A 26743-nucleotide genomic window follows, 5' to 3' on the forward strand; every position below is an offset into this window, starting at 1 on the left:
GGATCCGGCTTTGAGGGAGGAACCGGACCATGCGTTGCCATCGCCGCCAGATTTTGCAGTTCAATACCGGGATTCTCGCCGCGCTCCTCGTGATGCTTGCGGCGTTCGCCGTCATCGGCTCTGCGCCCGGGCGTGCCGCCGAGCGGAGCCTCGTCATCACCGAGGACGCCGACTATTTCGGCCGCGACTACGACATCCTGAAGGATGTGGAGCTTGAGGCCTGCAAGAGCTCCTGCCTCGGCAATCAGCAGTGCGTCGCCTTCACCTATAACACGTCTGCAAAGTGGTGCTTCCTGAAGGCCGATTTCGGCGACCTTCGCGCCTTTGCCGGCGCCGTCTCCGGGCGCATCGTCAGCGTCGATGCGCCGAAGCCCGACGTGGAAAAGGAACGGGCGGCCGAGCTCGGCTTCCTGCCGAAGGGCATGGTGGAGGGCGCCAGGACCTTCGCCGCCAGCCTTTCCCGTCACTACGATCCGGGCGCGCGCAGCTACGGCCAGCTCATCGATGCGGCCGAGGTGCAAAAGCTCGCGGGCGACAATGAGGGTGCGGCGGCGCTCTATGGCGCTGCGCTCTCCGTCTCGCCGGACAGCCGCAGCCTCTGGACCCGCTTCACGGAGGCGCTGATCGCCTCCAATCCCTCCGACTGGCAGGTCAAGCGCCAGACCGAGGAGTTCGGCTCCGGGGCCGCCATCAACGCTTACTTGAGATCCGGCGACGAGGCGGAGCGGGCGGGTTCCCTGTTCCTCCTGGGCAAGGCGCTGGAAAAGCGCCGCATCTGGCGCGAGGCGATCCGCTCCTACCGGGCGAGCCTTGCCCTCATCGACGACAAGATGGTGCGCGCCGCCTATGACGCCGTGGTTGCCCAGCACGGGTTCCGGGTTGTCAGCCACGAGGTGGATTCCGACGCCGCATCGCCGCGCATCTGCCTCGTCTTTGCCTATCCGCTGCCGGCCGAGCGCGAGGGGCTCGTCGACTACCTGTCCGTGCGCGGCGGCTCCGGGCTCTCCAAGGAGGCCGAGGAGCGGCAGATCTGCGTCGACGGCGTCGAGCACGGCAAGCGCTATCAGTTGACCTTGCGTCCCGGCCTGCCGTCGGCGGACGGGGAAAAGATCGAAAAGGCGGTCAATCTCGACATCTATGTGCGCGACCGCTCGCCGGCCGTGCGCTTTACCGGGCGCTCCTATGTGCTGCCGAAGGGCGGCAGCGCGGCGATCCCGATCGTTTCCATCAACAGCGACACCATTGCCGCCGAGATCCACCGGATCGGCGACCGCTCGATGGCGCGGGCCGTTTCCGACAGCGTCTTCCTCGGCCAGCTCAATCCTTATCAGATCAACCAGATCGAGGAGGAAACGGGCGAGAAGGTGTGGCAGGGCGAGATCGACGTGACCTCCAAGCTCAACGCGGAGGTGACCACCGCCATTCCGGTCGGCGAGGTGATCGACACGCTGGAGCCCGGCGCCTATGTGATGACGGCGGAGGCCAAGGACGCGCGCGGCGAGAGCTGGGGCTCCAAGGCGACCCAGTGGTTCGTCGTCTCCGACCTCGGGCTGACGGCGCTGAAGGGCAATGACGGGCTGACGGCCGTGGTGCGGGCGCTGTCGAGCGCCGAGGCGCTTTCCGGCGTCAAGCTCAGGCTCGTTGCCGTCAATGACGAGATTCTCGGGACGGCCGCTACGGACGATAAGGGCGTCGCCAATTTCCAGCCGGGGTTGTTGCGCGGCACCGGCGGTCAGCGGCCTGCACTGCTGGTGGCCGAAGGCGCGGACGGCGACTACGGTTTTCTGGACCTTACCAAGTCTCCCTTCGACCTGACGGATCGCGGCGTTGCCGGACGTCCGTCGCCGCCGCCGCTCGATGTGTATCTGACGACGGAGCGCGGCATCTACCGGCCGGGCGAGACGGTGCACGCCACCGCGCTGGTGCGCGACGCCGAGGTGAAGGCCGTGTCGGACCTGCCGCTGACGGTGGTGTTCCGCCGGCCGGATGGCGTGGAATCGACGCGGATGACGAGTTCGGGGTCCGGCGCCGGCGGCCATGCCGTCGACCTTGCGCTTTCGCCGAACGCCATGCGCGGCACCTGGCAGGTCGCGGTCTACAGCGATCCCAAGGGCCAGTCCCTTTCGGAGGAAGGCTTCCTCGTCGAGGACTTCCAGCCGGAGCGCATCGACTACGACCTTGAGACCGACGCCAAGGCCATCGACCCGAGCGGTGTCACCGATCTCTCCGTGGAGGTGCGCTATCTCTACGGCGCGGTCGCGGCCGATCTTGCCATCGAGGGTGAGATCAACGTGTCGCCGAGCCGCGAGATGGACGGCTTCAAGGGTTATCAATTCGGCCTTGCCGAGGAGCGGGTCGAGGCCGGCTACCAGGCGCTGCCGGAGGGGCTCAGGACCGGCGCGGACGGCACCGCGACGATCCCCGTTTCCCTGCGCGACCTGCCGTCGACGACCGGCCTCCTGAAGGCCGCCATCGCGACACGGGTCGTCGATGCCGGCGGGCGCCGGGTGGAGCGGCGGCTGGAGCTTCCCGTGCGCCCCGATGGAGCGCGGATCGGCATCAAGCCGATGTTCGACGGATCGGTGGAGGAGGGCGGCAATGCGGCCTTCGAAATCATCGTCGTTCAGCCCGACGGCACGCGCATCGCGGCCGAAGACCTGAAATGGTCGCTGCTCGACATCGAGACCTCCTACCAGTGGTATCGCCAGAACGGGAGCTGGAACTACGAGCCGGTGACGACCACCAGGCGCGTGGAGACCGGCACCGTCTCGACCGGCCCCGAAGAGGCCGGCAAGATCGAGATGCCGGTGAAATGGGGCCGCTACCGCCTGCAGGTGGAGACCACCGACGGCGATCCCATCGCCTCCAGCGTCTCCTTCGATGCCGGCTGGTACATCGCGGCGAGTTCGTCGGAAACGCCCGATTTCCTGCGCGTTGCCCTCGACAAGGAGAAATACGCGATCGGCGAGACCGCGCGGGTCAATATCGAGCCGCGCTTTGCCGGCACGGCGATGGTCATGGTGATGTCCGACCGGGTGCTTTCCATGCAGGCCGTGGAGGTACCGGAAGAGGGCACGACGGTCGAGCTTCCGGTGACGGAGGAGTGGGGCGCCGGGGCCTATGTCACGGCGAGCCTGATCCGGCCGATGGACCTTGAGGCCAAGCGCATGCCGGCCCGGGCCCTCGGCCTTGCCCATGCCGGCGTCGACGTCGGCGACCGGGACCTTGCCGTCGAGATTACCGCGCCGGAGACCCTGCGCCCGCGCGGCACGCTCGATGTCGACATTGAAATCACAAACCTGCCGGCCGGCGGGGAGGCGTTCGTTACGCTTGCCGCCGTCGATGTGGGCATCCTCAACCTCACCGGCTACGAGGCGCCGGCGCCGGACGACTATTATTTCGACCGCCGCCGGCTCGGGGTGGAGATCCGCGACCTCTACGGCCAGCTCATCGACCGCATGCAAGGGGTGCCGGGCACCATCCGCACCGGCGGCGACGGCATGGCCGGCCAGTTGCAGGGAACGCCGCCGACCGAAAAGCTGATGGCGTTCTTTTCCGGCATCGTCCGCCTCGACGAAAACGGGAAGGCGACCATTCCCGTCGATATCCCTGACTTCAACGGCACCATCCGGCTGATGGTCCAGGCCTGGACGGCCGACGGCGTCGGCCACGGCACCAGGGAAGTGATCGCCCGCGATCCGATTGTCGTCGCCGCCTCCGTGCCCCAGTTCCTGGCGCCGGGCGACCGCTCGCGGCTGCTCCTGGAGCTTACCCATGTAGAAGGCCCGGCCGGTGAAGTTCGCTATTCGGTGCGCACCGACGACAGGCTGGCGCTGACACCGGGGACCGGCGAGGGCACCGTCACGCTCGGCGAGACCGAACGCACGGAAATCTCCGTTCCGATCAACGGCGAGCGGGTCGGCGATGCCGGGCTCGACGTGGTGGTGACGACGCCGGACGGCGATCTCCTGACCAAGTCGCTGACGATCCCGGTGCGTGCGAACGAACCGCCGGTCTCGCGCCGCAACGTCGTCAGCCTTGCCGCCCGCACCGGGCGGTTGACCATCGACGGCGAGGTGCTCGAGGAGTTCCTGCCGGGCACCGGCTCCGTGGCGGTCTCCATCAGCGGTGCCGGCGCCCTCGACATTCCGGGCATCGTCGCCGCCCTCGACCGCTACCCCTATGGCTGCGCGGAGCAGATCACCAGCCGGGCGCTGCCGCTCGTTTACCTGGACTCTGTCGCCATTGCCGCCGGCCTCGGCCGCGACGCGGAGGTGGCGCCGAGGGTCGCCGAAGCGGTCAAAGGCGTGCTCGCCAAGCAGGCGTCCTCCGGCAGCTTCGGCATGTGGTATCCGGGGTCGGACAATCTCTGGCTCGACGCCTATGTCTCGGACTTTCTGACCCGGGCGAAGGAAAAGGACTACCCGGTGCCGCGCATCGGCTACGACCTTGCCATCGACAACCTCTCCAACCGGCTCTCCTATGCCACCGATTTCGAGGATGGCGGCGAGGATGTCGCCTATGCGCTCTATGTGCTGGCGCGGGCCGGGCGGGCATCGATCGGCGATCTGCGCTACTACGCCGATATCAAGATCAACAGCTTCGCAACGCCGCTCGCAAAGGCCCAAATCGGTGCCGCGCTGGCGCTCTATGGCGACCGGCTGAGGGCCGACAAGGCGTTCAAGGCGGCCTATGCGGACCTGTCGCGCGGCCAGGACGACGTGCGCGTCTCGCGCCACGACTACGGCTCGGACCTGCGCGACGGGGCGGGGCTGGTGACGCTCGTTGCAGAATCCCGCTCAAAGGCCCTCGACATGAAGCGGCTGGTCGCCGGGCTGGCAAAGCGGAGCCTCCGCTCGCGCTACACCAGCACCCAGGAAAAGGCCTGGATGTTGTTGGCCGCGAATGCCCTCGTGGAGACCTCGGCGAAGCCCGACCTTCGCGTGGATGGTCGCGGTCTTGACCGGGCGCTCTATGCCCGCTTCGATGCGGAACGGCTGACCGGCAATCCGGTGGAGGTGGAGAATCTCGGGGCCGACGGGCTCGACGCGGTTATCACCGTCTCCGGCGTGCCGCGCGTGCCGGAGCCGGCAGGCGGCAATGGCTACCGGATCGAGCGGGCCTATTACACCATGGAGGGAAAACCGCTCGACATCGCCGAGGTCAAGCAGAACACCCGCTTCGTCACGGTGCTGACGGTGACGGCCGAGGCCGACGTGCGCGGCCGGCTGCTGATCGTCGACCCGCTGCCGGCGGGCATCGAGATCGACAATCCAAACCTCCTTTCGGGCGGCAGCATCCAGGCGCTCGACTGGCTGGGGCTCTCCTCCAGCGCCGACCACCTGGAGTTCCGCGCCGACCGGTTCGTCGCCTCGGTCGACCGGCAGCCGCGGTCGCCGCTGTCGTTCCGGCTCGCCTATATCGCGCGGGCTGTGTCGCCCGGCAGCTTCGCCCATCCGGCGGCGCTGGTCGAAGACATGTATCGGCCCGAGCAACGCGGCCGCACGGCGAGCGGGCGGGTCGACGTCATCGGTCCGGTCCGGTAACGGTCGCGGGGGACGTTTGCGGGTCGAGCCGATGGTGGCGTTGAAAACCGGGACGGCAGGGCATGCCTGCCGGGCCCCGACCGGGGTGCAGCGGGGTTGGCGATGCGTGTGAGCGCACGGCGTCTCTCCGTTGCCGCCGGTGTCCTTGCGGTCGTCGTCGGGGCGCTTGCCGTTGCCGGTTACCTTGCCTTTGACCGCTGGGTCGAGACGGCGGTCCTGCCGCGCATGACGATCGCCACCTCGCCGCTCGTCGTCGACCGCAACGACCGGCTGTTGCGGCCCTTCACCGTCGCCGACGGGCGCTGGCGGATGGCGATCACGCCGGACGAGGTCGACCGGCGCTATCTGCAGATGCTGATCGCGTTCGAGGACAAGCGCTTCTTTGATCATCCCGGCGTCGATCCCCGCGCGGTCCTTCGCGCCGCCTGGCAGTTCGTTTCCGCCGGCGGCGAGATCGTCTCCGGCGCCTCGACGCTGACCATGCAGGTGGCGCGTCTCCTCAGCGAGCGTGACACGCGCTCCGTCCCCGGCAAGCTGCAGCAGATGCGCCTGGCGCTCGCCCTTGAGCGCAACCTCTCTAAGGAGCGGATCCTGGAGCTTTATCTGCTCCATGCGCCGTTCGGCGGCAATCTGGAGGGCGTGCGGGCGGCAACGCTCGCCTATTTCGGCAAGGAGCCGGAGCGGCTGACGGTCGGCGAGGCGGCGCTCCTCGTCGCCCTGCCGCAATCGCCGGAGCGCCGGCGGCCGGACCGCGGCAACGAAGAGGCCCACGCTGCGCGCGACCGGGTGCTTGACCGCATGGTGCGCGAGGGCGTCATCGACCGCGACGAGGCCGAGGCGGGCAAGCGCGAGCCCGTGCCCGACGGGCGAAAGCCGTTCCCGATGCTCGCCGGCCATCTCGCCCAGCACATCGTCGCCGCCCATCCGGAGCGCGACGTCCACCACACGACGCTCGACCGATCCTTGCAGGCACGGCTGGAACAGCTCGCCCATGACCGCGCCCGGCGCCTCGGCACGGGCGTTTCCGTCGCCATCCTCGTTGCCGATCATCGCAATGGCGAGATCCTCGCCTCCGTCGGCTCGTCCGGGCTGCTCGACGAGGCGCGTGAGGGCCATGTGGACATGACCCGGGCCGTGCGCTCCCCGGGTTCGACCCTGAAGCCGCTGATCTACGGGCTCGCTTTTGAGGGCGGCATCGGCCATCCGGAGAGCCTCATCGACGACCGGCCGACGGATTTTGCCGGCTATGCGCCGACCAATTTCGACGGCGGCTATCGCGGCACGGTGACGATGCGCGAGGCGCTGCAACTGTCGCTCAACGTGCCGGCCGTGGCGCTGCTGGATGCCGTCGGGCCGGCCAAGCTCGTCGCCCGGCTCGGGCGGGCCGGCGCGCATCCGCAGCTTCCCGACCTTGCCGCGCCGAACCTTGCCGTCGGGCTCGGCGGCGTCGGCATCACCCTTTTCGACCTCACGGAGGTCTATGCCGCCATTGCCGAGACAGGCACGGCGGTGACTCTCTTTGCCAGCCGGGACGATCCGCCGGCAAAGCCGAGGCAGGAGCGGGTTCTTGAGGCCCGGGCGGCCTGGCAGGTCGCCGACGTCCTTTCCGGTACGCCGCCGCCGCCGAATGCGCCGGCCGGCGACATCGCCTTCAAGACCGGCACCTCCTACGGCTATCGCGACGCCTGGGCCGTCGGCTTCGACGGCGCCCATGTGGTGGGGGTGTGGACCGGCCGGCCGGACGCCGCGCCCGTCCTCGGCCTCACCGGTATTTCCTCGGCCGCGCCGATCCTCGTCGATGCGTTCGCCCGGCTCGGCGAGAAGGTGCCGCTGCCGCGCGCGCCCGCCGGAACGCTGGTGGCCTCGACCGCGCAACTGCCGCCGCCGCTGCGGCGCTGGCGGCATCCGGAGACCGGCATTTCGGAGCGGGCGCGGGGGCCGAGCATCGCCTTTCCGCATAACGGCACGACGGTCGACCTCGGGCTCGACGCGGGGCGCAGCGTGCCGCTGGCGCTGAAGGTCCGCGACGGCGCGCCGCCCTTCATCTGGTTCGCCAACGGCCGGCCGATCGAGAGGACGCCCTTTGCCCGCGAGGCGCGCTGGCTGCCCGACGGGCCGGGCTTCGTCACCATCGCCGTCGTCGACCGCAACGGCGAGGCCGACCGGGTCACCGTATACATCGAATAGGCATTTCGCCGCGCCCCGTATTTCTGCCGGTTGCCATTATCCGCCGTCGTCGCTAGCGTTTTCAGCGACGGTCGTCCCGCGCCGGAATCACGGCACGGGATCCAAGGGAACCCGGAAGACCCTCCTTAAATCGAGGGCCGAAGCCGGGGCTGCCCCCGCAACTGTGAGCGGCGAGCCCGTCCGATCATGCCACTGGCCTTTTCAAGGCCGGGAAGGCCGGACGAAGCGTCGACCCGCGAGCCAGGAGACCTGCCGTCATGACCGCAACCCCAACCCGGACGGGGTGTTCCGGAGGAGATACGATCATGGATGCTTCCCGCCTTCGCCGGGTCCTCGACCGTTTCGCCGTGCCCCAAGCGGGCCGACACGGATCGATGCCATGGACCCGAGCAACGCCAGGACCCAGCCCTTCCGCCGCCTCGACGGCGCCGACCTTGCCGCCGCGATGCGGCTGCGCCGGGTCATCACCCTCAACACGATCTGTCCGCATACCGGAACGGTGTGCCGGCCGGGCCTCAGCCTGATCGCCCAGCTCGATGCCGCGCGCGCCTTCGGCGGGGCGGGCAGCGGCGCTGGAACCGACTTCGCCTTTGACGGCTGCGCCATCGTGGAAGAGTGCGGGCGGTCCTGCCGGCTCGGCTTTTCCGTCTCGGCCGTCCGCTCCTACGTCTTCGGCGATATCGCCCGGAGCGCCGATCTCGGCGACCTCATCGCGGAAGCAGAGACGGTCGGCGAGCCGGCATCGGCGCGGGTCGTCTCGGAGACCGTTCCGGTCAACTGAGGCGGTTTCAAGTGCTCCTTGCGGCTGAGGCGAAAGGGCCGATTGCCGTCGCGCCTGCGTCCGATAGATTGGGCCCTTGAGATGAAGGAGCGCGACAGGCGCACCGCCGCAGGGGGTTGGTCGATGGCAACGAGCGATGGCAAGCCGGAGGAAAAGGCTCCGGGTGCGACGGGTCCGGACGCGGCCAAGGCAGCGGATGCGCCCGTGCCCGGGCCGGCGCCTGCGGGTGGCCCGCCGGCCGCTGAGGCGCCGACGGCCGAAGCTCCCGCCTTTCACAGGGGCGGACCTGCTGAGCCGGAACCGGTCGAGGCCGAGGACCCGAAGCCCGAACCGCCGAAGGCCGAGCCCCCAAAAGGCGAGGCGCCCAAGCGGCCGCGCCGGGATCTCCTCGATGCGCTGGCAAAGTTCCCGCCGCTGACGGCGCTGGTGCTCGTCGCCGTGTGCCTGGCCCTGTTCCTGCCGGGCTTTTTCAACATTCCCCCGGTCGACCGGGACGAGGCGCGGTTCGCCCAGGCGAGCCGGCAGATGGTCGAGACCCGCGATTTCGTCGACATCCGCTTCCAGGACGAGGCCCGGCACAAGAAGCCGGCCGGCATCTACTGGCTGCAGGCGGCGTCCGTCGAGGCGAGCGGCATGGGCGACAAGGCGCCAATCTGGATCTACCGGATGCCCTCGCTCGTCGGTGCCGTGCTTGCGGTGCTTTTGACCTGGCGCATCGGGGCGGTCCTCTTCGGGCCGACCGTGGGCTTCGTCGGGGCACTGTTCTTTGCCGCCGTCATCCTACCGGGCGTCGAGGCGCGGCTTGCCAAGACCGACGCCATGCTGCTGGCGGCGATCCTTGCCGCCCAGCTTGTGCTTGCCCGGCTCTGGGTCGGGCGCAAGGTCGGCTTTTTCTTCACCGCGTTCTTCTATGTCGCGCTTGCCGCAGGCGTGCTTCTCAAGGGGCCGATCATCGTGATGGTGACGGGCCTGACGATGATCGGCTGCATCGTCTGGAAGCGCTCGGTGCGCTGGCTGAAGCCGCTCGCCAGCGTCTTCGGCGTTCTCCTGTTCCTCATCCTCGCCGTGCCGTGGTTCGTCGCCATCGGCATCAGGACCGACTGGGCGTTCTATACCGCCTCTTTCGGCGGCGACATGCTGGCCAAGGTCGCCGGCGCCAAGGAGAGCCACGGCGCGCCGCCGGGCGCCTATCTGCTCGTTGCGCTGGCAACGCTCTGGCCGCTCTCGGCCTTCCTGCCGGCCGGGCTCAACCACATGCGCCGGCATCCGGGCAACTCGGCGGTCTGGTTCTGTCTCCTCTGGGTCATTCCGAGCTGGGTGATCTTCGAGCTGGTGCCGACCAAGCTGCCGCATTACGTGCTGCCGCTCTATCCGGCGCTGGCGCTCGTCATCGTGGCCGGCGTGCTTGAAACCTTCGACGGCCACCGGCCGACGCTCATCGGGCGCATCTGGTCGGTGCTGCTCTTCGTGTTGCCGGTGCTGGTGCTTGCCGCCGTCATTGCCGGTGCCGTCTATCTCAACGGCACGCCGATGGCGTTCTACGCCATTCCGGTCGTCGGCCTCGGCGTCGTCGTCTCGCTGCTGGCCTGGTATTATTATCGCGGCGGCCACGCGCGGGTGCGGTTCGTCGCGACCTCGCTGCTGGCCGCTGCCATCGTCTATGGCGGCGCCCTCGGCCTTGCCGCGCCGGCGTTCTCCGATCTGTGGATCAGCGGACGGCTGGCAGCAAGGATCGCCGCCTTCGATGCCTGCCCCGATCCGAAGGTCGTCAGCGTCGGATTTTCCGAGCCGAGCCTCGTCTTCCTGTCGCCGCGACCGGTCGATTTCGCCAACAAGGACAACGCGGCCGAGGCCGTCGGTGACACCGCCTGCGGGCTCCTCCTGGTCGATGCGCGGCATCAGGACACGGTGATGGCTGGCCTTTCCGGCCTTTCCGCCGCACCGCGAGAACTGGGCCGCGAGGAGGGGCGCAACCTCAATGGCGGGCGCGCCCTCGACATCGGCGTCTTTGCCATCGGCGGTTCGGAGGGCGGCACGGCGAGCGATTGAGGGCGGCGGGGCCGGTTGTGTCCTTCGGCAACACATTCGATTTTTGTTGTGCGAGTGGTCCCATTTCCGCCTGACAATGCGGTATCACTGCGCTATTCGAACGCCGGTTGCCGGGGCGGCCGGCACCGGACCACCATCGCAAGCGGCCGGATACGCAATGAGGGGTCTCCTTGCCGGATATGACGCCGGGCGCGGCAAGAACGGGCCGCGATCGTCGTGAGGGACGAGGTCGCCCGCGCGCCGGATTCCGGCTCCGGGGGGGCCCCCCTGGATCGCGCGCGCGCCGTCGGCCGCCGGCTGAAGGCCAATGCTGCGGCCACCTATGCACTGATCCGGCGCCGCGGCCGGGCGAGCAGGAGTTGCCGCCATCCCTTCATGGCGGGGCGCCGGTTTGAGGATTTCCTCGGCATCGCGCTGCTCCTGGTCGGTTTCGCCGCCGTCTTCCTCGATCCCTTTTCCGTCGAATTCCGCCGCACGCTGACGCCGGAGATCGCCCGGACCTTCCGCTCCATCACCGATCTTGGAAAATCCGACTGGATCCTGATCCCGACCGGACTGTTGTGCCTCCTGCTCCTGTCGCTCGACTGGAAGCGCTTCGACCGCCGTCTTCGGGCGGGCCTCTCCACGCTCCTCATCTATGTCGGCTATGTCTTCACCTCGGTGGCGGCGAGCGGCATCGTCGTCATCCTCCTGAAGGTGCTGTGCGGCCGGGCGCGGCCGAAATATTACGACCAGCTCGGCGCCTTCGACTTTTCGCCCTTCACCATCGATGCGGGCTATGCCAGCTTTCCCTCCGGCCACGCCACGACCATCTTCGCGCTCGTCACTGCCGGCTTCTTCATCTTCCGGCGGGCGCGGCTGCTGCTCTTTGCCATTGCCTTCTGGTCGGCCGTCAGCCGCTTCATCATCGGCGCGCACTACCCGAGCGATCTGGCCATGGGCATGCTGATCGGCATCAGCTTTTCCTACTGGCTGGCGCGGCAGATGGCCGTGCGCCGGCTCGGTTTTCGGATCGACAGGGACGGCAGCATCAAGCCGCTGCACACACGCTGGCCCCTTGTTGCGGTCCGGGATTTGGTGCACATAGCCCGCGAAAGATGGCAGGCGTTGAAGCCGTTCTAGCCCGACTTCCTAGCTCTCGGCATCGGCACACACGCGCCTCGCCGACCTACTCGACGGACCGTCATGACTTCTGAGGTTTCCGCTTTGCCAGACGAGACCGCGGCAGCCGATGTCAGCGTCGTCGTGCCGGCGCGGGACGAGGCGGAGAACCTGCCGATCCTGATCGAGGAGATCGCCGCGGCGCTGTCGGGCCGGGCGTTCGAGGTGATCGTCGTCGACGACGGCTCGGGCGACGGGACGGGCGAGGTCGTGCGCGCGCTGGCCGGCGAGCGGGCGTGGCTCTCCTGCCTCAGGCACGAGGCGGCCTGCGGCCAGAGCGCTGCGGTGCGCACCGGGCTCCTTGCCGCGCGTGGGCGTATTATTGCCACCATCGACGGGGACGGCGAGAACGATCCGGCCTATCTGCCGAGGCTCGTAGATGCGCTTGAGGCGGCCGGGCCGGCCATCGCCATGGCGGCGGGACAGCGGCTGAAGCGCAAGGCCTCGTTCCTCAAGAAGATCGCCTCGCGGATCGCCAACCGGGTGCGCGGCGCGATCCTTGCCGACGGCACGCGGGACAGCGGCTGCGGGCTGAAGGCGATCCGCCGTGAGGTGTTTCTCCGGCTGCCCTATTTCGACAGTTGGCACCGCTTCCTGCCGGCGCTCGTCATCCGCGAAGGCTTTGGGGTCGTCCATCTCGACGTCCTCGACCGGCAGCGCCGCTTCGGGCAGTCGAAATACGGCATCTGGGACCGGTTCTGGACCGGGCTCCTGGATCTTTTCGGCGTGTGGTGGCTGCGGCGCCGGCGTCGGCGCATTCCCCAGGTCACGGAGGTCGTCGGCCATGACGGCGAGCGTCATCTCTGAAATCCAGGCGTGGTTCCACGTCGTCTTCGTCGAACAGTTCGACGTCTGGGTGATCCTCGGCTTCGTCGCCCAGGCGATGTTCATGATGCGCTTCGTGGTGCAGTGGATCGCCAGCGAGCGGGCCGGGCGCTCCATCGTGCCGGTGGCGTTCTGGTTCTTCTCCGTTGCCGGCGGCGCGCTGCTTTTGACCTACGCCATCATCCGCAAGGATCCGGTGTTCATCGCCGGCCAGGGGCTCGGGCTGCTGATCTATTTCCGGAATCTGTGGTTCATCTTCCGCGAGGCGCGCGGACCCGTCGACCCGATGAAATAGGCCTGAAGCACGTTGCGTCTTTTCTGAAGCACGCACCGTGCTTCAGGTTTTTGTCTTCACGCGATGTCTTATCCAAAAAGTCTGCCAACTTTTTGGGAAAGCGCTTTATTCCGCGGCGACGCCGGCGGGAACGCGCTGCGGCGAGGGCCGGGTCCAGATGAACAGGCATACCGGGATCATCACGGCCGCCTGGACCGCGAGCAGCATCGGCGGCACGCCGATGGCGGCGGACAGGGCGACGGCGCCGGCCATGGCGGTGGTGCCGAGGATCTTGGCGCGCGGACTGATGGCGCCGCTCTCGCGCCAATCGCGGATCGGCGGGCCGAAATAGCGGTGGTTGACCAGCCAGTCGTGGAAGCGCTCCGAGGAGCGGGCGAAGGAAAAGGCGGCAAGCAGAAGGAAAGGCGTCGTCGGCAGCAGCGGCAGCACCGCACCGGCAGCGCCGAGCGCAAGGCTCAGAAACCCAAGTGCCATCCAGATCAGTCGCATCGTGGTCTTCCCGTTGTTGCCGGACCGGTCCGTCACCTTGCCTTACGACAATGGCGGCCGGGCGGATCGGTTCCTGTCGTGCCGTGACGGGAGCGGGGAGGCGCAGCGCCCGGCACGCCAGGCAACCTGTTGTATACATATCTAGTGCAAATGCGAACGATTTGCAAGTAAAATCCGCGTTAGAACCTGGTTTGCGGCACGCAATGGGGAAAACTGCCCGGCGACGGGCGGCTCAGGTCTCCCAGTCGGTGCCGATCGGCTCGCGGTCGCGGCTTTTCTCCGTCCGGATGATGTCCCGGGCTTCTTCGCGGTCGTCTTCGGACGGTTTTTCGGGCGGGTCGTTGCGGTCGACCGGCACCAGCGCGAAGCGGTAGTACATGGGGAAATGGTCGGAGCCGACGAAGGGCAGGCGGCGGATGTCGACCAGCTCGAATTCCCTTGAATGGAAGATGTGGTCGAGCGGCCAGCGCAGCAGCGGATAGCGCGCATCGAAGGAGTTGTAGGTACCTCGGCCCTGGCGCGGGTCGAGCAGGCGCGAGATGCGCAGGAAGCGCCGCGTGGTGCGCGACCAGGCGACGTCGTTGAGGTCGCCGGTGACGATGGTGGGAAGGGTTTCCTTGCGCGCCATGCGGCCGGCAACAAGGATCTCCGCGTCGCGCCCCATCGTGTCATTGGTCGGGATCGGCGGTTCCGGGTGGAGGGCGATCAGGCGCAGCGGCGCGCCGCCCCTTGTCTCGGCCTTGATCGAAATGCTCGGAACCTCATCGTTGAGGAGGTGCTGGACGCCGGCCTCGCGCAGCTTCAGCCGTGAGGCGACGATCATGCCGTAGCTGTTGTCCAGCGGGCATTCGACGGTCTCGGCAAAGTCGTCGAGGACAGGGCGCAGGCCCTTGGCCCAGCCGGGATCGGTCTCCATGAAGACGGCGATGTCCGGCTTTTCCTCGGCGACCACCGCGCAAAGCTTGTCGTAGTCGCGGTTGCTCTGCTTGACGTTGGAGACCAGCAGGGAGAGGAAATCGGCAGTGCCGTCCGCGCCCTCGTAGCGGGCCGTCTGGGTCGGCCAGACCGGCGTGAAGGGGATGACGTGGACGATCTGGATGGCGGCAGCGGCAAGGGCCGCGCCGATGATCACAATCGCCGCGGTGTCGAAGGGCAGAAGAGCCGCCGCCAGCACCAGCGTTGCCGCACTGAAGGCGAGGATCTGCAGGCGCGCGAAATCGAACATCCGCACGGCGCCATGCGGGATCGGCAGGAGCGGTATCAGGCTCGCCAGAAGGCAGAGCGCTGCGGCTATTCCCAGTCCCAGATGCACGTGTCTCCCCCGGTGGTTGATGACGGTCGGCGGCAACGGGCGCCGGCAGGACGCCAAGCGTGCCGGCGCCGACTACGCCGATGTGACGGTGCCGGCATCGTTGCTCGACCAACGCGGGAGCCGGCGCCAACGTTCCCGGAAAACCTCAGCTTTGCGCCGGGAGATCGCCGTCCTCCCGCATTGCGTCTGCCAGGTTGGCAGCTACGGGCGCGCGCGACGGATCAGCCGGCGCCGGCAACGCGCTGTCTTCCGCCGCCATAGCGGGAAATCACCATCAGGGCGGCGAACAGGAAGGCAAGCACGGAGCCGCCGAACACGGCCATCGGGCCGAGGCCGTAGCCGACGGGCAGCGCAAAGGGGGTCGGCACGGTCACGCTGGTCGCCGGACCGGCCGCGAAATAGGCCGTCAGAGCGATGTTTACGGGCAGGATCACGAGGCTGGTGATGCCTTCGCCGAAGCCGCCGGCGACCATCATGATGAAGCCGGAAATGACGATCCATACGCTAAGCACCGGCAGGGCGGAAAAAAGCGAGGGCGAGGTGCCCACTCCGACGAAGATGCGGACCGAGTGGGCCGGGAAGATGATCCCCATCACCGCCACCCCGACGCCGACCAGTATTCCGATTTTGGCGATTTGTTTCACAATTGGCTCTCCCGTTCGGGCTGCAACGGCGCCCCCGCGAGGAGGAGAATAGCCCGGCCGGGCGGTGCCGTGCCAGGCGGCGGATGGCCGCCCGGAAAAGGACGCACCCGGCGGGTGTTTTTTCAAGAAAAAAGCGGCGCTCCACTGCCCGTGAAACGCCGCCGTCTTCCTGTGTCCGGAGAGAATTGCGAGAGGTGCCCGGACGCCTTTCCCCTTGGTCGCTCCCGCCGCCTCCGGGCGCAGCAGGCCGCGCCCGGAGGTATTGGGGGTGCGCCGCTTACGCGACGTCGTAACGGTCGGCGTTCATCACCTTGTTCCAGGCCGCCACGAAGTCCTTGACGAACTTCTCAGACGCATCGGCCTGGCCGTAGACTTCGGACAGGGCGCGGAGCTGCGAGTTGGAGCCGAAGACCAGGTCGCAGCGGGTGCCGGTCCATTTGACGTCGCCCGTCTTGCGGTCGTGGCCCTCAAAGAGGTCCTCGTCGCCGGAGGTCGCCTTCCACTCGGTGCCCATGTCCAGGAGGTTGACGAAGAAGTCGTTCGTCAGCACGCCCGGACGGTCGGTGAAGACACCGTGCGGCGAGTTGCCGTAATTGGCACCAAGGGCCCGCATGCCGCCGACCAGCACCGTCATTTCCGGTGCCGTCAGGTTGAGAAGCTGGGCCTTGTCGATCATCAGCTCCTCTTCGGTGATGGTGTACTTGGCCTTGGCGTAGTTGCGGAACGCGTCGGTGACGGGCTCCAGCACGTCGAAGGCTTCGACGTCGGTGTCCTCCGCCGCGGCGTCCATGCGGCCCGGCGTGAAGGGAACGTCCGCGGCATGGCCGGCGTCCTTCGCCGCCTTTTCGACGGCGGCCGCACCGCCAAGCACGATCAGGTCGGCCAGAGAGACCTTCTTGCCGCCGGACTGGGCGTTGTTGAAGTCCTTCTGGATGCCTTCCAGGACCTGCAGCACCTTGGCGAGCTGGTCGGGCTGGTTGACGTCCCAGTCCTTCTGCGGGGCAAGCCGGATGCGGCCGCCATTGGCGCCGCCGCGCTTGTCGGAGCCGCGGAAGGTCGAGGCCGACGACCAGGCGGTGTAGACCAGTTCAGAGACCGAGAGGCCGGAGGCCAGGATGCTCGCCTTCAGGTCGGCGACATCCTTGGCATCGACCAGCTCATGGTCGACCTCGGGGATCGGATCCTGCCAGATCAGGTCCTCTTCCGGCACTTCCGGGCCGAGATAGCGCGACTTCGGACCCATGTCGCGGTGGGTCAGCTTGAACCACGCGCGGGCGAAGGCATCGGCGAACGCTTCCGGGTTTTCGTGGAAGCGCTTGGAGATCGGCCCGTAGATCGGGTCGAGCTTCATGGCCATGTCGGCGGTCGACATCATGATCGGGACCTTGTTGCCCGAGCCGTCCGCCTGCGGCGCCATATCCGCTTCCTCAAGGCCGACCGGCTGCCAGATCCAGGCGCCCGCTGGGCTCTTGGTCTTTTCCCAGTCGTATTTGAAGAGGACGTCGAAATAGCCCATGTCCCACTGGATCGGGTTCGGCGTCCAGGCACCCTCCAGGCCCGAGGTGATGGCGTCGACGCCCTTGCCGCTCTTCCAGGTGGAGAGCCAGCCGAAGCCCATGGCCTCCAGCGGGGCGGCTTCCGGCTCCGGGCCAACTTGGTCGACCGGGCCGGCGCCGTGGGTCTTGCCGAAGGTGTGGCCGCCGGCGGTCAGCGCCACGGTCTCCTCGTCGTTCATGGCCATGCGCGCGAAGGTCTCGCGGATGTCCTTGGCCGAGGCGAGGGGATCGGGATTGCCGTCCGGGCCTTCCGGGTTGACGTAGATGAGGCCCATCTGCACGGCGGCCAGCGGGTTCTCCAGCTCGCGGTCGCCGGAATAGCGGGCGAGCTCGTGGTCGCTGGTCGCCAGCCACTCGTCCTCGCCGCCCCAGTAGACGTCCTCTTCCGGCTCCCACACGTCGGCGCGGCCGCCGGCAAATCCGAAGGTCTTGCCGCCCATGGATTCGATGGCGCAGTTGCCGGCGAGGATCATCAGGTCGGCCCAGGAGAGCTTGTTGCCGTATTTCTGCTTGATCGGCCACAGCAGGCGGCGGGCCTTGTCGAGGTTGCCGTTGTCCGGCCAGGAATTGAGTGGGGCGAAGCGCTGCTGGCCGGCGCCCGCGCCGCCGCGGCCGTCGCCGGTGCGGTAGGTGCCGGCGGAGTGCCAGGCCATGCGGATGAAGAGGCCGCCATAATGCCCGTAGTCGGCCGGCCACCAGTCCTGGCTGTCGGTCATCAGGGCGTAGAGGTCTTCCTTGACGGCCTTCAGGTCCAGCTTCTTGAATTCCTCGGCGTAGTTGAAGCCCTCGCCCATCGGGTCGGACAGCGCGGAATTCTGGTGCAGCATCTTCAGGTTAAGCTGGTTCGGCCACCAGTCGCGGTTGGACCGCATGCTGGCGTTGGTGACGCCGTGGGCGATCGGGCAACCGCCGGACTGGCTCGATTTGTCTGATTTGACGTCCATGTTTCTCTCCCATCTATCTGGATGCATCGAAGCGAATGGGTCGTTTGACGGGCCGGAACCGTTCTCTCGGGGCGGGGAATTCCGCCCGTGATCGTCCAGGCCCGCGGCCGGCAAAAAGGGAACCGGCCGGGTGGCACGCTGGCGTGCCGAATGGAAATCTTTTTCCGGAGCGCCCCGCCGCGGGGCGTCCGCCGGGGGAGTCGACGACCCCGGCTCTCCAACCTTTTCTAAAATCATTCTATTCAATGGATGCCATCAGATAAATTTGTATTTTCTGATATTTGCAATAAGATGTCCTTATGATCCATATGACCTTGAAGCAGCTTCGCTATTTTGACGCGCTGGCGCGCCATGGACACTTCAAACGGGCAGCGGAAGCGTGTGCCATTTCGCAGCCGGCGCTTTCCATGCAGATCAAGGAGCTGGAGGACAGCCTCGGGGCGGTGCTGTTCGAGCGCAACGCCCGCCAGGTGCGGCTGACGGCCTTCGGCGAGGAGGTGGCCGAGCGGGTCAACGGTATCTTGCGCTCGGTCGACGAGCTTGCCGACCTTGCCCGGGCCTCACGCGAGCGCTTGGTCGGCGGGCTCAGGATCGGCGTCATCCCGACGATCGCGCCCTATCTGCTGCCGACGCTGATCGGCAATCTCACAAGGCTCCACGAGGGGCTTCGGATCCATGTGCGCGAGACGACGACCTCGCGCCTGGTGGCGGAACTGGCCGACGGGCGCATCGACACGGCGATCGTGGCGCTGCCGGTTTCCGAGCCGTCGCTGACGGAGGTGGCGCTGTTCTCAGAAGACTTCGTGCTGGTGCGGCCGGAGGCAGAGGCCGATGCGCCGATGCCCGGGCCGGAGACGCTGCGCGACATGCAGCTCCTGCTGCTGGAAGAGGGCCATTGCTTCCGCGACCAGGCGCTCGCCTTCTGCAACATGCAGGCGGCACGTCCGCGCGAGGGGCTGGACGCCAGTTCGCTGTCGACGCTGGTGCAGATGGTCGGCGCCGGGATCGGCGTGACGCTCATTCCGGAAATGGCGGTCGCCGTCGAGACCCGCTCCGCGCCGGTCGCCATCGGCCATTTCGAGACCCCGTGCCCGTCACGGACCGTCGGCATGATCTGGCGCAAGACCAGCCCGCTCGCCGACCAGTTCCGGCAGATCGCCGAGGTCGTGCGGCAGTCGGGCGAGGGGCTTCAGGAGGCGGGCCGGCCGGCGGCGGCAACGGCGTGATGCGCGACCGTCGCCGCCTTACACGAGCCGATGCTCAGTAAAGCATCGTGCTCATGGTGATGTCGTCCCAGACCTCCTTCACCGTCTGGTGCATGTCGCGGCTGCGCTCCGAATAGTGGGTGTGCAGCAGCTTGTGCGCCTTTTCCGAATTCGGCGCATCGAGGAAGTCGCGGTAGAGCGTCTTGACCTGCTCGTTGTTGTGGGACTGGCGCACCTTGCGGGTCCGGTCGACATTGTAGATCGTCTCGCGCCGGGCCATGGCGAGCGGCAGGTAGGCCTTCTTGGAGCGCAGCGAGCCGCCGCCGTCGACGCAGCCGCCGGGGCAGGCCATGACCTCGATGAAGTCGAAATCGGCATCGCCGCTGCGGACCTTTTCAACCAGCGCCCGCGTGTCGCCGAGGCCATGGCACATGGCGACCTTGACGTCCCCGAAGGGCCCGCCGAGGTTTACGGTTGCTGTGCGCACGCCCTCAAAGCCGCGAAGCTGGGTCAGTTCGACGTCCTCCAGTTCCTTGCCGTTGACGACCGCGTAGATGGTGCGGACTGCGGCCTCCATGACGCCGCCGGTGGTGCCGAAGATGGCGCCGGCGCCGGTGAACTCGCTCATATAGGGGTTGTCGAACTCTGACGGCTCCAGGTCCTTCAGGTCGATGCCCTCACGGCGCAACAGCCGGGCGAATTCGCGGGTGGTCAGTACCACGTCCGTCTCCGGCAGGCCGCCGTCCATATGGAGCTGCGGGCGCACCGCCTCGTCCTTCTTGGCGGTGCAGGGCATGATCGAGATGACCCGGATCTTCTCCCGCGGAACGCCAAGCTTTTCTGGCAGGTAGGTCTTGGCCAGGGTCGACAGCACCTGCTGCGGCGACTTGGTGGAGGACAGCAGCGGCAGGATGTCCGGATAGTGGATTTCCGCGAAGTTGATCCAGGCCGGGCAGCAGGAGGTGAAGGTCGGCTTGCGGCCGGCCTTCAGCCGTTCCAGCAGCTCGATGCCTTCCTCCATGATGACGACGTCGGCGGCGAAGTTGGTGTCGAGCACGACGTCGACGCCGATCTTGCGGCAGGCGGCGATGACATGACCTTGCACATTGGTGCCGGGGGGCATGCCGAACTCCTCGCCGAAGGCGACGCGCACGGCGGGGGCGAACTGGATAACTGTGGTGAGTTCCGGATCGCAGATATAGTCGAGCGCCCGGTCGGTCTCGTCGCGCTCGCCGAGCGCCCCGGTCGGGCAGACCAGCACGCACTGGCCGCAGGAAATGCAGGTGGAGTTCACCTGCTCGAAGCCGTGGCGGAGGCTGACCAGCCGGTTGACGCCGGTGCCGGACATGACGAGGGCATCGACCTCCTGGAAGTAGCGGCAGACGGCGACGCAGCGCTGGCAGCGCACGCAGCGGCGCATGTCGCGGATCAGGGCCGGGGACGATTCGTCGACCTCGCGCGCCTCGGTGCGCTGGCGGTCGAAGAAGCGGTTCTCCTTCAGGCCGACAAACTGGGCGAGGTCCTGCAATTCGCAGTCGCCGTGGCGGGTGCAGGTGGCGCAGTCCTGCAGGTGGTCGGCCATCAGCAGTTCGACCTGGAGCTTCTGCATGGCGCGCACCTTGGGGGTGCGGGTCTGGACCACCATGCCTTCGCCGACCGGCGTGTTGCAGGAGGTGACGAACTGCTCCATTTCCCGACCGGCCTGGACGATTTCCACGATGCAGACCCGGCAAGTGCCGGGCGTGTGGTCGATGTCGTCGAGCTCGCACAGCGTCGGGATGTAGATGTCGTGGCGGCGCGCGCAGTGCAGGATGGTCTCGTTGGGAAAGGCGGTGCAGGCCTTGCCGTTGATGGTCAGCGAGACGGTCGCCTCGGCCGGGTCGCGCCCGATCACCTCGTTGTCGATGGTCCACATGGCTCAGGTCGCCCCTTCCGGAATGGAATGCTGGGTGATGACGGAATAGACCCGGTAGCAGCGCATGCAGCGCTGGGCCTCGGCATAGGCCTCGCGGTTGGAGATGGTCTGCTCGACCTCGCCGAACATGTGCTTGCGCAGCTCCGGATCGAGGGCCGGATTGTGCACCCGGTAGGCGGCGCGCACCGGGGTCTCGACCACGTCGTTGGCGAGGATCTTGTTGTCCTCCAGGAGCTGGCGCATGCGGGTGCGCTTGAAGAAGCGGATGGTGCCGAGCTGGATCCAGTCATTGATGTTGCGGGCCGCCTGAAGGCCGGCGGACATGGCGTAGATCAGGGTCGAGGGGCCGGTGACGCAGTCGCCGCCGGCAAAGACGCCGGGCCGCGAGGTCAAGAGCGCATCGTCGGTCTCCACGCATTTCCAGCGGTTGAAGGCGATGCCGTCGCTCTCGACCATGGCCTCGTCCTCGACCTGCTGGCCAATGGCGGCGACGATGGTGTCGCAGGGGATGGTGTATTCGGTGCCAGGGATCGGGCGCACCTTGCGCCGGCCCGAGTCGTCCGGCTCGGTCTGTTCCATCTTGACCAGTTCGACGCCGACCACCTTGCCGTCCTCGGTCAGGATGCGGGTCGGATTGGTCAGGGTGTGGAGATGGATGCCCTCGTGGTCGGCGGCGACGATCTCCTCGTCGTCGGCGGGCATGTCCCCGCGCGTCCGGCGATAGACCACGTGGACGTTGTCGGCGCCGAGGCGGACGGCCGAGCGCACGCAGTCCATGGCGACGTTGCCGGCGCCGACGACGACCACCTCGCCGGAGAGGTCGAGGTTGCGGACGCCGGCGACATGGTCGTGGACCTTCAGGAGGAAATCGATGCCGCGGTGATAGCCGTCGCGGGCATGCTCCTCTCCCTCGACGCCGAGGGCGGTGCCGGCCTGGCAGCCGAGGCCGAGGAAGACGGCCTTGTAGCCGCGGGCAAAGAGGTCTTCGACGGTGAAGTCGCGGCCGAGCTGCTGGCCGAACAGGAAGCGGCCGCCGAGCGCTGCGATGATGTCGGTCTCCATCGCCAGCGTGTCCTTCGGCAGGCGATAGCTCGGGATGCCGATCTGGGCCATGCCGCCGGCCTGCTCGTGCTTTTCGAAGAGGTCGACATGATAGCCCTGGAGGAGCAGGTGGTAGGCGCAGGAAATGCCGGCCGGGCCGGCGCCGACGACGGCCACCCGCATGCCGTCGGCGAGCGGCTTCCTGATCATGTCGCGGGTGAATTTCAGCGCGTTCGGGCCCTTCTGCTGGTCGGCGACGTAGCGCTTCAGGGTCTTGATGCCGACGGCCTCGTCGACGAATTTGCGCCGGCAGGCCTCCTCGCAATAGCGCACGCAGACGCGCCCGCAGGTGGCGGCCATCGGGTACTTCTGCAACAGGACGCCGAGGGAGTTCTCCGGCTTGCCGTCGCGGATGTAGTCGATGTAGCGCGGCACGTTGATCTTCGACGGGCACGCCTCGATGCAGGGCGCGGTCATATAGGCCATGCCGTGCTGGGCGCGGATCGGGCGCTTGGCGGCCACTTCCTTTTCGATGCGGTCGCGGAAGTTGCGGATGACGTCGAGCAGCGCGACCGAGCAGGTCTTGCCGAGGCCGCAGAGCGAGGTCTCGGTCATCTGCTCGCCGAGAATCTCGATCTCGTCGAAGTCGAGCGGGGAATCGATGCCGCGGCGCATGGCATCGAGCGCGTCGCGCACCAGCATCGTGCCCATCCGGCACGGGGTGCAGGCGCCGCAGGATTCCTCCGCCGCCTTGTTCATGTAGTGGAACAGCGCATCAACGAGGCTGACGGTCTCGTCGAAGACGAAGAAGCCGCGGTCGCCGAAAAAGGCGCGGATGGGGTTACCATCGTCGAACTCGTCGAAATTCTTCAATGCGGAAATGGAGGGTTGCGCGTCGATGGCCATGTTGCGGGCGTCGTGAACGACGCCGTCCCATACGCCAAATGCGACCTGTGCCATGGTGACCTCGATCCAGCAGGGTGACCTCGATCCGAAGCGCGCCGCATCTTCAGGGGCGGTGACCATGCGCCGGCATGTCACCAAGGCCGAAGTGCCCGCGAGCCTTCGTTCCGAGAGGGGCGATTCCGCGGCTGGAGGAACACCGCTCATCGCGCCCGAAACCATCACATAAGATGCCTTGCATAGCTTTGTGTTAGATCAATCCCTTATGTCGCAGCCGGGGACGTCCGAAGCGGCCTGCAACCATTGCCGACGGGCCTGGAACGCGCGGGTTTTCGACGAAAAGCGGCGCTGCCGGAACGCCTTTTTCCGGCCGTTTCGACGGGTGGCGGGCGTCGCCATGTCGCGCCCCCTTGCATCGTCTGCAAATCGTTGTCAGACCAGTGCAAGCCCAAGTCTTTCGATTGCCCGTCGGCACGTGCCGCACCGCTTGTTCCCGGCTTTCCCGCCGGGACCCTTGCATGCCGGAAAAAGGAGCCTCAGCCCATGTCCTTTTACCCGTCCGCCGGCATCGACCGGCGCCAGGTCCTTCGCGGTCTCGGCCTCGCCGGCCTTGCCGCCCTCAACCCCTCGCTTGCCCTTGCCAAGGCGCCGGCGCTTGCCGAGCCGCTGACGCTGTGGGGCATTCCGGCGTCTCCGTCCGCCGTGTTCGCGCGGGCGGTTGCGTCGGGCGCGATCGAGGCGGCGGCGCCCGGCACCAAATTCGATGTCTGGAAGAGCACCGACCAGATGCGGGCCGGGATCGCCACCGGCGCCTTCAAGATGTTCGCCACCTCGACCTATGCCGCGGCCAATTTCCACAATCGCGGGGCGGGGACGGTGATGGTCAATGTGGTGACCTGGGGGCTTCTTTACGTGATGGCCCGGGACGAGAGCATCGCGACGATCGAGGACCTCGCCGGCAAGCACGTGCTGCTGTCGAACAAGAACGAGGCGCCGGACCTCCTGTTCCGGCTGGTGCTCGGCTGGGCCGGGCTCGATCCGGACAAGGACGTGACGCTCGACTATGTGGGCTCGCCCGGCGAGGCGGTGCCGCTGTTCCTGGCCGGGCGCGGCGACGTCGCCCTCCTGCATGAGCCGGCGGCGACGGCGGCCCTGATGCGGGCGGCGAAGGCCAACGTGCCGATCCGCCGGGCGATCGACATCACCGAGGCCTATGGCAAGCACACCGGCCGCGGCCCAAAAATCCCGCAGGTGGGGCTCGCCGTCAGCGAGGATTTTCTTGAGGCCCATCCGGAGGTCGTCGCGGCCGTCCATGCGGCGACCGTCGATGCCGGCACATGGGTGCTCGAGCATCAGCAGGAGGCCGGAAAGCTGACGGCAAAGACGCTGACCTTGCCGGCGCCGCTGATCGCCAAGTCGCTGCCCTTTATCCGGCTAAGTGTCGCCTCGGCGAAAGACGCACGCGAGGACATTGAGCTCTATTTCGACAATCTCATGAGCCTCAATCCGGCGATCGTCGGCGGGAAGAAGCCGGACGATTCGTTTTACTGGGGCTGACGCGATGGGCAAGAGGGCGGACAGGCGCGGCTTCAGACCGGTGCTCTTTGCTGCCCTCGGCATTGCCCTCCTGCTCGTCCTCTGGCAGGTCGGGCATCTTGCCTACGGGTCGCTGGTGCTGCCCGGCCTCGGCGAGACGGCGGTCGCGCTCTGGCGCATGACGTTTGCCGGGGAGGTCGGGCCGGCGCTTGCCGCGACCGCCTTCCATGCGGCCGGCGGCTGGATTGTCGGAGCGCTGATCGGCGTCCTTGCCGGGACGCTGGCCGGGCTCGTCGACGACGTCCGGTTCACGCTCAGGCCCGTTGCCATCGTCCTTCTCGGCGTGCCGGCGATCGCCTGGATCGTGCTGGCGCTGCTCTGGTTTCCCGGCCATTCGGCCGTCGTCTTCACCGTTGCCGTCGTCACCGCGCCCATCGTCTTTGCGGCGGCGGCGGAGGGGGCGCGCAGCCTTGACGGCGACCTCGCGAAGATGGCGCGGGCCTACCGGGCGCCGCCCGTGGCGATGGCTCTCGACGTCTATGCCCCGCACATGCTGAGCCATCTCTTTCCGGCCTTTACCGCCACGCTCGCCATGTCGTGGAAGGTGTCGGTGATGGCCGAGCTCCTGTCCGGCGTCGGCGGCATCGGCGACGGGCTCGCCGCGGCGCGGGCGCGGGTCGACACGGCAGAGACCATGGCCTGGGTGGTGGTCCTCGTCGCCGTCCTCATCGTTGTCGACCGGCTCCTGCTGCAGCCGTTCCAGCGCCGAGCGGAGCTGTGGCGCGAGACCGGCGGGACCGCGCCATGAGCGATGCGCTGATCCTTGAGGGCGTCCGCTTTTCCTATGGCGATGTGCCGGTGCTTGCCGGCATCGACCTTGCGGTGCCGACCGGCGGGATCACCACGCTGATGGGCCCGTCCGGCTGTGGCAAAAGCACGTTGCTTGCCATCGTCGCCGGGCTGCTTGAAAAAGATGCCGGCCGCGTCGAACGTAATTTCGAGCGGGCGGCGATCATGTTCCAGGATCCGCTGCTGCTTCCCTGGCGCACGGCGCTCGCCAATGTCGGCTTCGCGCTGAAGGCCGGCCGGGTGCCGGCGGCAGAGCGCCGGAAGCGGGCAGGGGAGATGCTGGTCTCCGTCGGGCTTTCAGAGGCCGATGCCGAAAAATATCCGCGCCAGCTCTCCGGCGGTATGCGCCAACGGGTGGCGCTCGCCAGGGCGCTCGTCACGGAACCCGACTTTCTCATCCTCGACGAGCCGTTCAGTTCGCTCGACGGCGATCTCGCCCGGCAGATGCATTCGCTGGTGCGCGGCATCGTCGAAGAGCGCGGCGTCACGGCGATCATCGTCACGCACGATGCGGCCGAGGCGGCGCGGATCTCGGAGCGGATCGTGACCCTGTCGCCGGCGCCGGCACGGGTTGCGGGTGCGGAAGACGTTCCGGGGCCGTCCGGAGGCCGCTGAGCCGGTCCGGGCACCCGCCCGTTCAATCCGCCTCGGGGCGAGGCGAAAAATCGCGGTATTGAAACCGCTTTCGTTGGATAATGTTGCCTCGACGACTGGAACAGCGTGGCCAAAAAGGCTATTCCTAACTATGTGATCAAAAATCACATTTAAGAACGTTGGTAGGATGTCCAGGACGCGGTTCCACAAGATTAGCCGGGAAACACTGCACGATCGCGTCTATGGCGAATTGCGCGCCGCGATCATGGCGGGACGGTTCGCGCCCGGCGAGCGGCTGACCGTGCGCGGCATCGCCGAGGAACTCGGCGTCAGCGCCATGCCGGTGCGGGCGGCCTTCACCCGACTGGTGTCGGAGCGGATCGTCAGCCAGAACGCGGCCGGCGGCATCGAACTGCCGGAGATGACCCGCGACGAATATCTGGAGCGGTTCGAACTGCGCGCCCTGCTTGAGGGCCGGGCGGCGGAACTGGCGGCCGGGCGCGCCGACGAGCGGGTGGTGGCCAAGCTCAGGAAACTCGCAAAGGCGCTCACCGAGGCCTCGCTCTCCGGCGACGCCCACGCCTATGTCAGCGCCAACAAGAAGTTCAAGTTTGAGATCGTCGAGGCGGCGGGCTCGGTGCCGCTGATGGACCTGGTGGAACGGCTCTGGCTGCAGATCGGGCCGTTCATGCACCTGTTCCAGACCGACGTGCGCCACCAGGCCGAGATCGACCGCCACGACCAGGTCGTCGACGCGATCGCGCGGGGCGACGGCAAGACCGCGCGGCTCGAGCTTGAGCGCGACATCCGCGACGGCATGGACTTCCTTATCCGCACCACCGACGGCTCCTGAAAATTTACGGAATTCCGCAATGCATGTGCGTGACTCTGCTTGTGTGATTTGTGATCAC

18 protein-coding genes and 1 riboswitch are annotated in these 26743 nt (G+C 67.4%); of the genes, 12 read left to right on the plus strand and 6 right to left on the minus strand.

What is annotated here, in order from left to right; translation table 11 throughout:
• Positions 1-29 precede the first annotated feature (29 nt).
• The 7 genes from M2319_RS08200 to M2319_RS08230 all read left to right on the plus strand — a co-directional run bounded on the left by M2319_RS08200 (position 30) and on the right by M2319_RS08230 (position 12844).
• Entirely contained in the window at positions 30-5546 is a 5517-nt protein-coding gene (locus M2319_RS08200; protein ID WP_264600972.1) for an alpha-2-macroglobulin family protein, read from the plus strand.
• A 102-nt stretch (positions 5547-5648) separates the two neighbouring features.
• Positions 5649-7733, plus strand: coding sequence for a penicillin-binding protein 1C (gene pbpC / locus M2319_RS08205; protein WP_264600973.1), 2085 nt, complete (start codon positions 5649-5651; stop codon positions 7731-7733).
• A gap of 51 nt (positions 7734-7784) precedes the next feature.
• A riboswitch (cobalamin riboswitch) is annotated at positions 7785-8004 on the plus strand.
• Between the two features lie 108 nt (positions 8005-8112).
• Positions 8113-8514, plus strand: coding sequence for a hypothetical protein (locus M2319_RS08210; protein WP_264600974.1), 402 nt, complete (start codon positions 8113-8115; stop codon positions 8512-8514).
• Positions 8515-8637: 123 nt separating this feature from the next.
• Positions 8638-10563: an ArnT family glycosyltransferase gene (locus M2319_RS08215; RefSeq protein ID WP_264600975.1), complete on the plus strand. Its 1926-nt coding sequence runs from the start codon at positions 8638-8640 to the stop codon at positions 10561-10563.
• 216 nt (positions 10564-10779) lie between these two features.
• Positions 10780-11685, plus strand: a complete 906-nt coding sequence (locus M2319_RS08220; protein ID WP_264600976.1) for a phosphatase PAP2 family protein — start codon at positions 10780-10782, stop codon at positions 11683-11685.
• 63 nt (positions 11686-11748) lie between these two features.
• Positions 11749-12531: a glycosyltransferase family 2 protein gene (locus tag M2319_RS08225; protein WP_406682085.1), complete on the plus strand. Its 783-nt coding sequence runs from the start codon at positions 11749-11751 to the stop codon at positions 12529-12531.
• The gene (locus tag M2319_RS08230; protein WP_264600978.1) at positions 12509-12844 is read left to right on the plus strand and encodes a lipid-A-disaccharide synthase N-terminal domain-containing protein; all 336 of its coding nucleotides are present in this window, start codon (positions 12509-12511) and stop codon (positions 12842-12844) included. The genes M2319_RS08225 and M2319_RS08230 overlap by 23 nt, the downstream gene beginning before the upstream one ends.
• Positions 12845-12949: 105 nt before the next feature.
• Here the strand turns inward: M2319_RS08230 and M2319_RS08235 are convergent, their stop codons facing one another.
• The 4 genes from M2319_RS08235 to katG form a co-directional block, all read right to left on the minus strand.
• Entirely contained in the window at positions 12950-13333 is a 384-nt protein-coding gene (locus M2319_RS08235; protein ID WP_264600979.1) for a YbaN family protein, read from the minus strand.
• A 232-nt stretch (positions 13334-13565) separates the two neighbouring features.
• A complete protein-coding gene (locus tag M2319_RS08240; RefSeq protein WP_264600980.1) occupies positions 13566-14645 on the minus strand; it encodes an endonuclease/exonuclease/phosphatase family protein in 1080 nt (359 codons plus the stop codon).
• Between the two features lie 221 nt (positions 14646-14866).
• Positions 14867-15289: a hypothetical protein gene (locus M2319_RS08245; protein WP_264600981.1), complete on the minus strand. Its 423-nt coding sequence runs from the start codon at positions 15287-15289 to the stop codon at positions 14867-14869.
• Positions 15290-15566: 277 nt separating this feature from the next.
• Positions 15567-17789: a catalase/peroxidase HPI gene (gene katG, locus M2319_RS08250; RefSeq protein WP_264600982.1), complete on the minus strand. Its 2223-nt coding sequence runs from the start codon at positions 17787-17789 to the stop codon at positions 15567-15569.
• 299 nt (positions 17790-18088) lie between these two features.
• On the opposite strand from katG, the gene M2319_RS08255 reads away from it, so the two are divergent.
• Positions 18089-19015: a hydrogen peroxide-inducible genes activator gene (locus M2319_RS08255; protein WP_264600983.1), complete on the plus strand. Its 927-nt coding sequence runs from the start codon at positions 18089-18091 to the stop codon at positions 19013-19015.
• Positions 19016-19049: 34 nt separating this feature from the next.
• Here M2319_RS08255 and M2319_RS08260 read toward each other — a convergent pair whose 3' ends face one another.
• Together M2319_RS08260 and M2319_RS08265 are read right to left on the minus strand one after the other, a co-directional pair.
• Positions 19050-20909 (minus strand): [FeFe] hydrogenase, group A, encoded by a 1860-nt coding sequence (locus tag M2319_RS08260; protein ID WP_264600984.1) that lies wholly within the window; start codon positions 20907-20909, stop codon positions 19050-19052.
• A 3-nt stretch (positions 20910-20912) separates the two neighbouring features.
• Complete coding sequence (locus M2319_RS08265) at positions 20913-22910, minus strand: FAD-dependent oxidoreductase (RefSeq protein WP_264600985.1); 1998 nt, start codon at positions 22908-22910, stop codon at positions 20913-20915.
• A 486-nt stretch (positions 22911-23396) separates the two neighbouring features.
• Here M2319_RS08265 and M2319_RS08270 point away from each other — a divergent pair, with 486 nt between their 5' ends.
• From M2319_RS08270 to M2319_RS08285, 4 genes are all read left to right on the plus strand, one after another.
• Positions 23397-24410: an ABC transporter substrate-binding protein gene (locus M2319_RS08270; protein ID WP_264600986.1), complete on the plus strand. Its 1014-nt coding sequence runs from the start codon at positions 23397-23399 to the stop codon at positions 24408-24410.
• Positions 24411-24414: 4 nt separating this feature from the next.
• A complete protein-coding gene (locus M2319_RS08275; RefSeq protein WP_264600987.1) occupies positions 24415-25197 on the plus strand; it encodes an ABC transporter permease in 783 nt (260 codons plus the stop codon).
• A complete protein-coding gene (locus tag M2319_RS08280) occupies positions 25194-25853 on the plus strand; it encodes an ABC transporter ATP-binding protein (RefSeq protein ID WP_264600988.1) in 660 nt (219 codons plus the stop codon). Before M2319_RS08275 ends, M2319_RS08280 begins: the two co-directional genes overlap by 4 nt.
• A gap of 166 nt (positions 25854-26019) precedes the next feature.
• The gene (locus M2319_RS08285) at positions 26020-26685 is read left to right on the plus strand and encodes a GntR family transcriptional regulator (protein WP_264600989.1); all 666 of its coding nucleotides are present in this window, start codon (positions 26020-26022) and stop codon (positions 26683-26685) included.
• Positions 26686-26743: the final 58 nt, after the last annotated feature.

The sequence above is a fragment of the Rhodobium gokarnense genome, from assembly GCF_025961475.1.
Taxonomy (GTDB): domain Bacteria; phylum Pseudomonadota; class Alphaproteobacteria; order Rhizobiales; family Rhodobiaceae; genus Rhodobium; species Rhodobium gokarnense.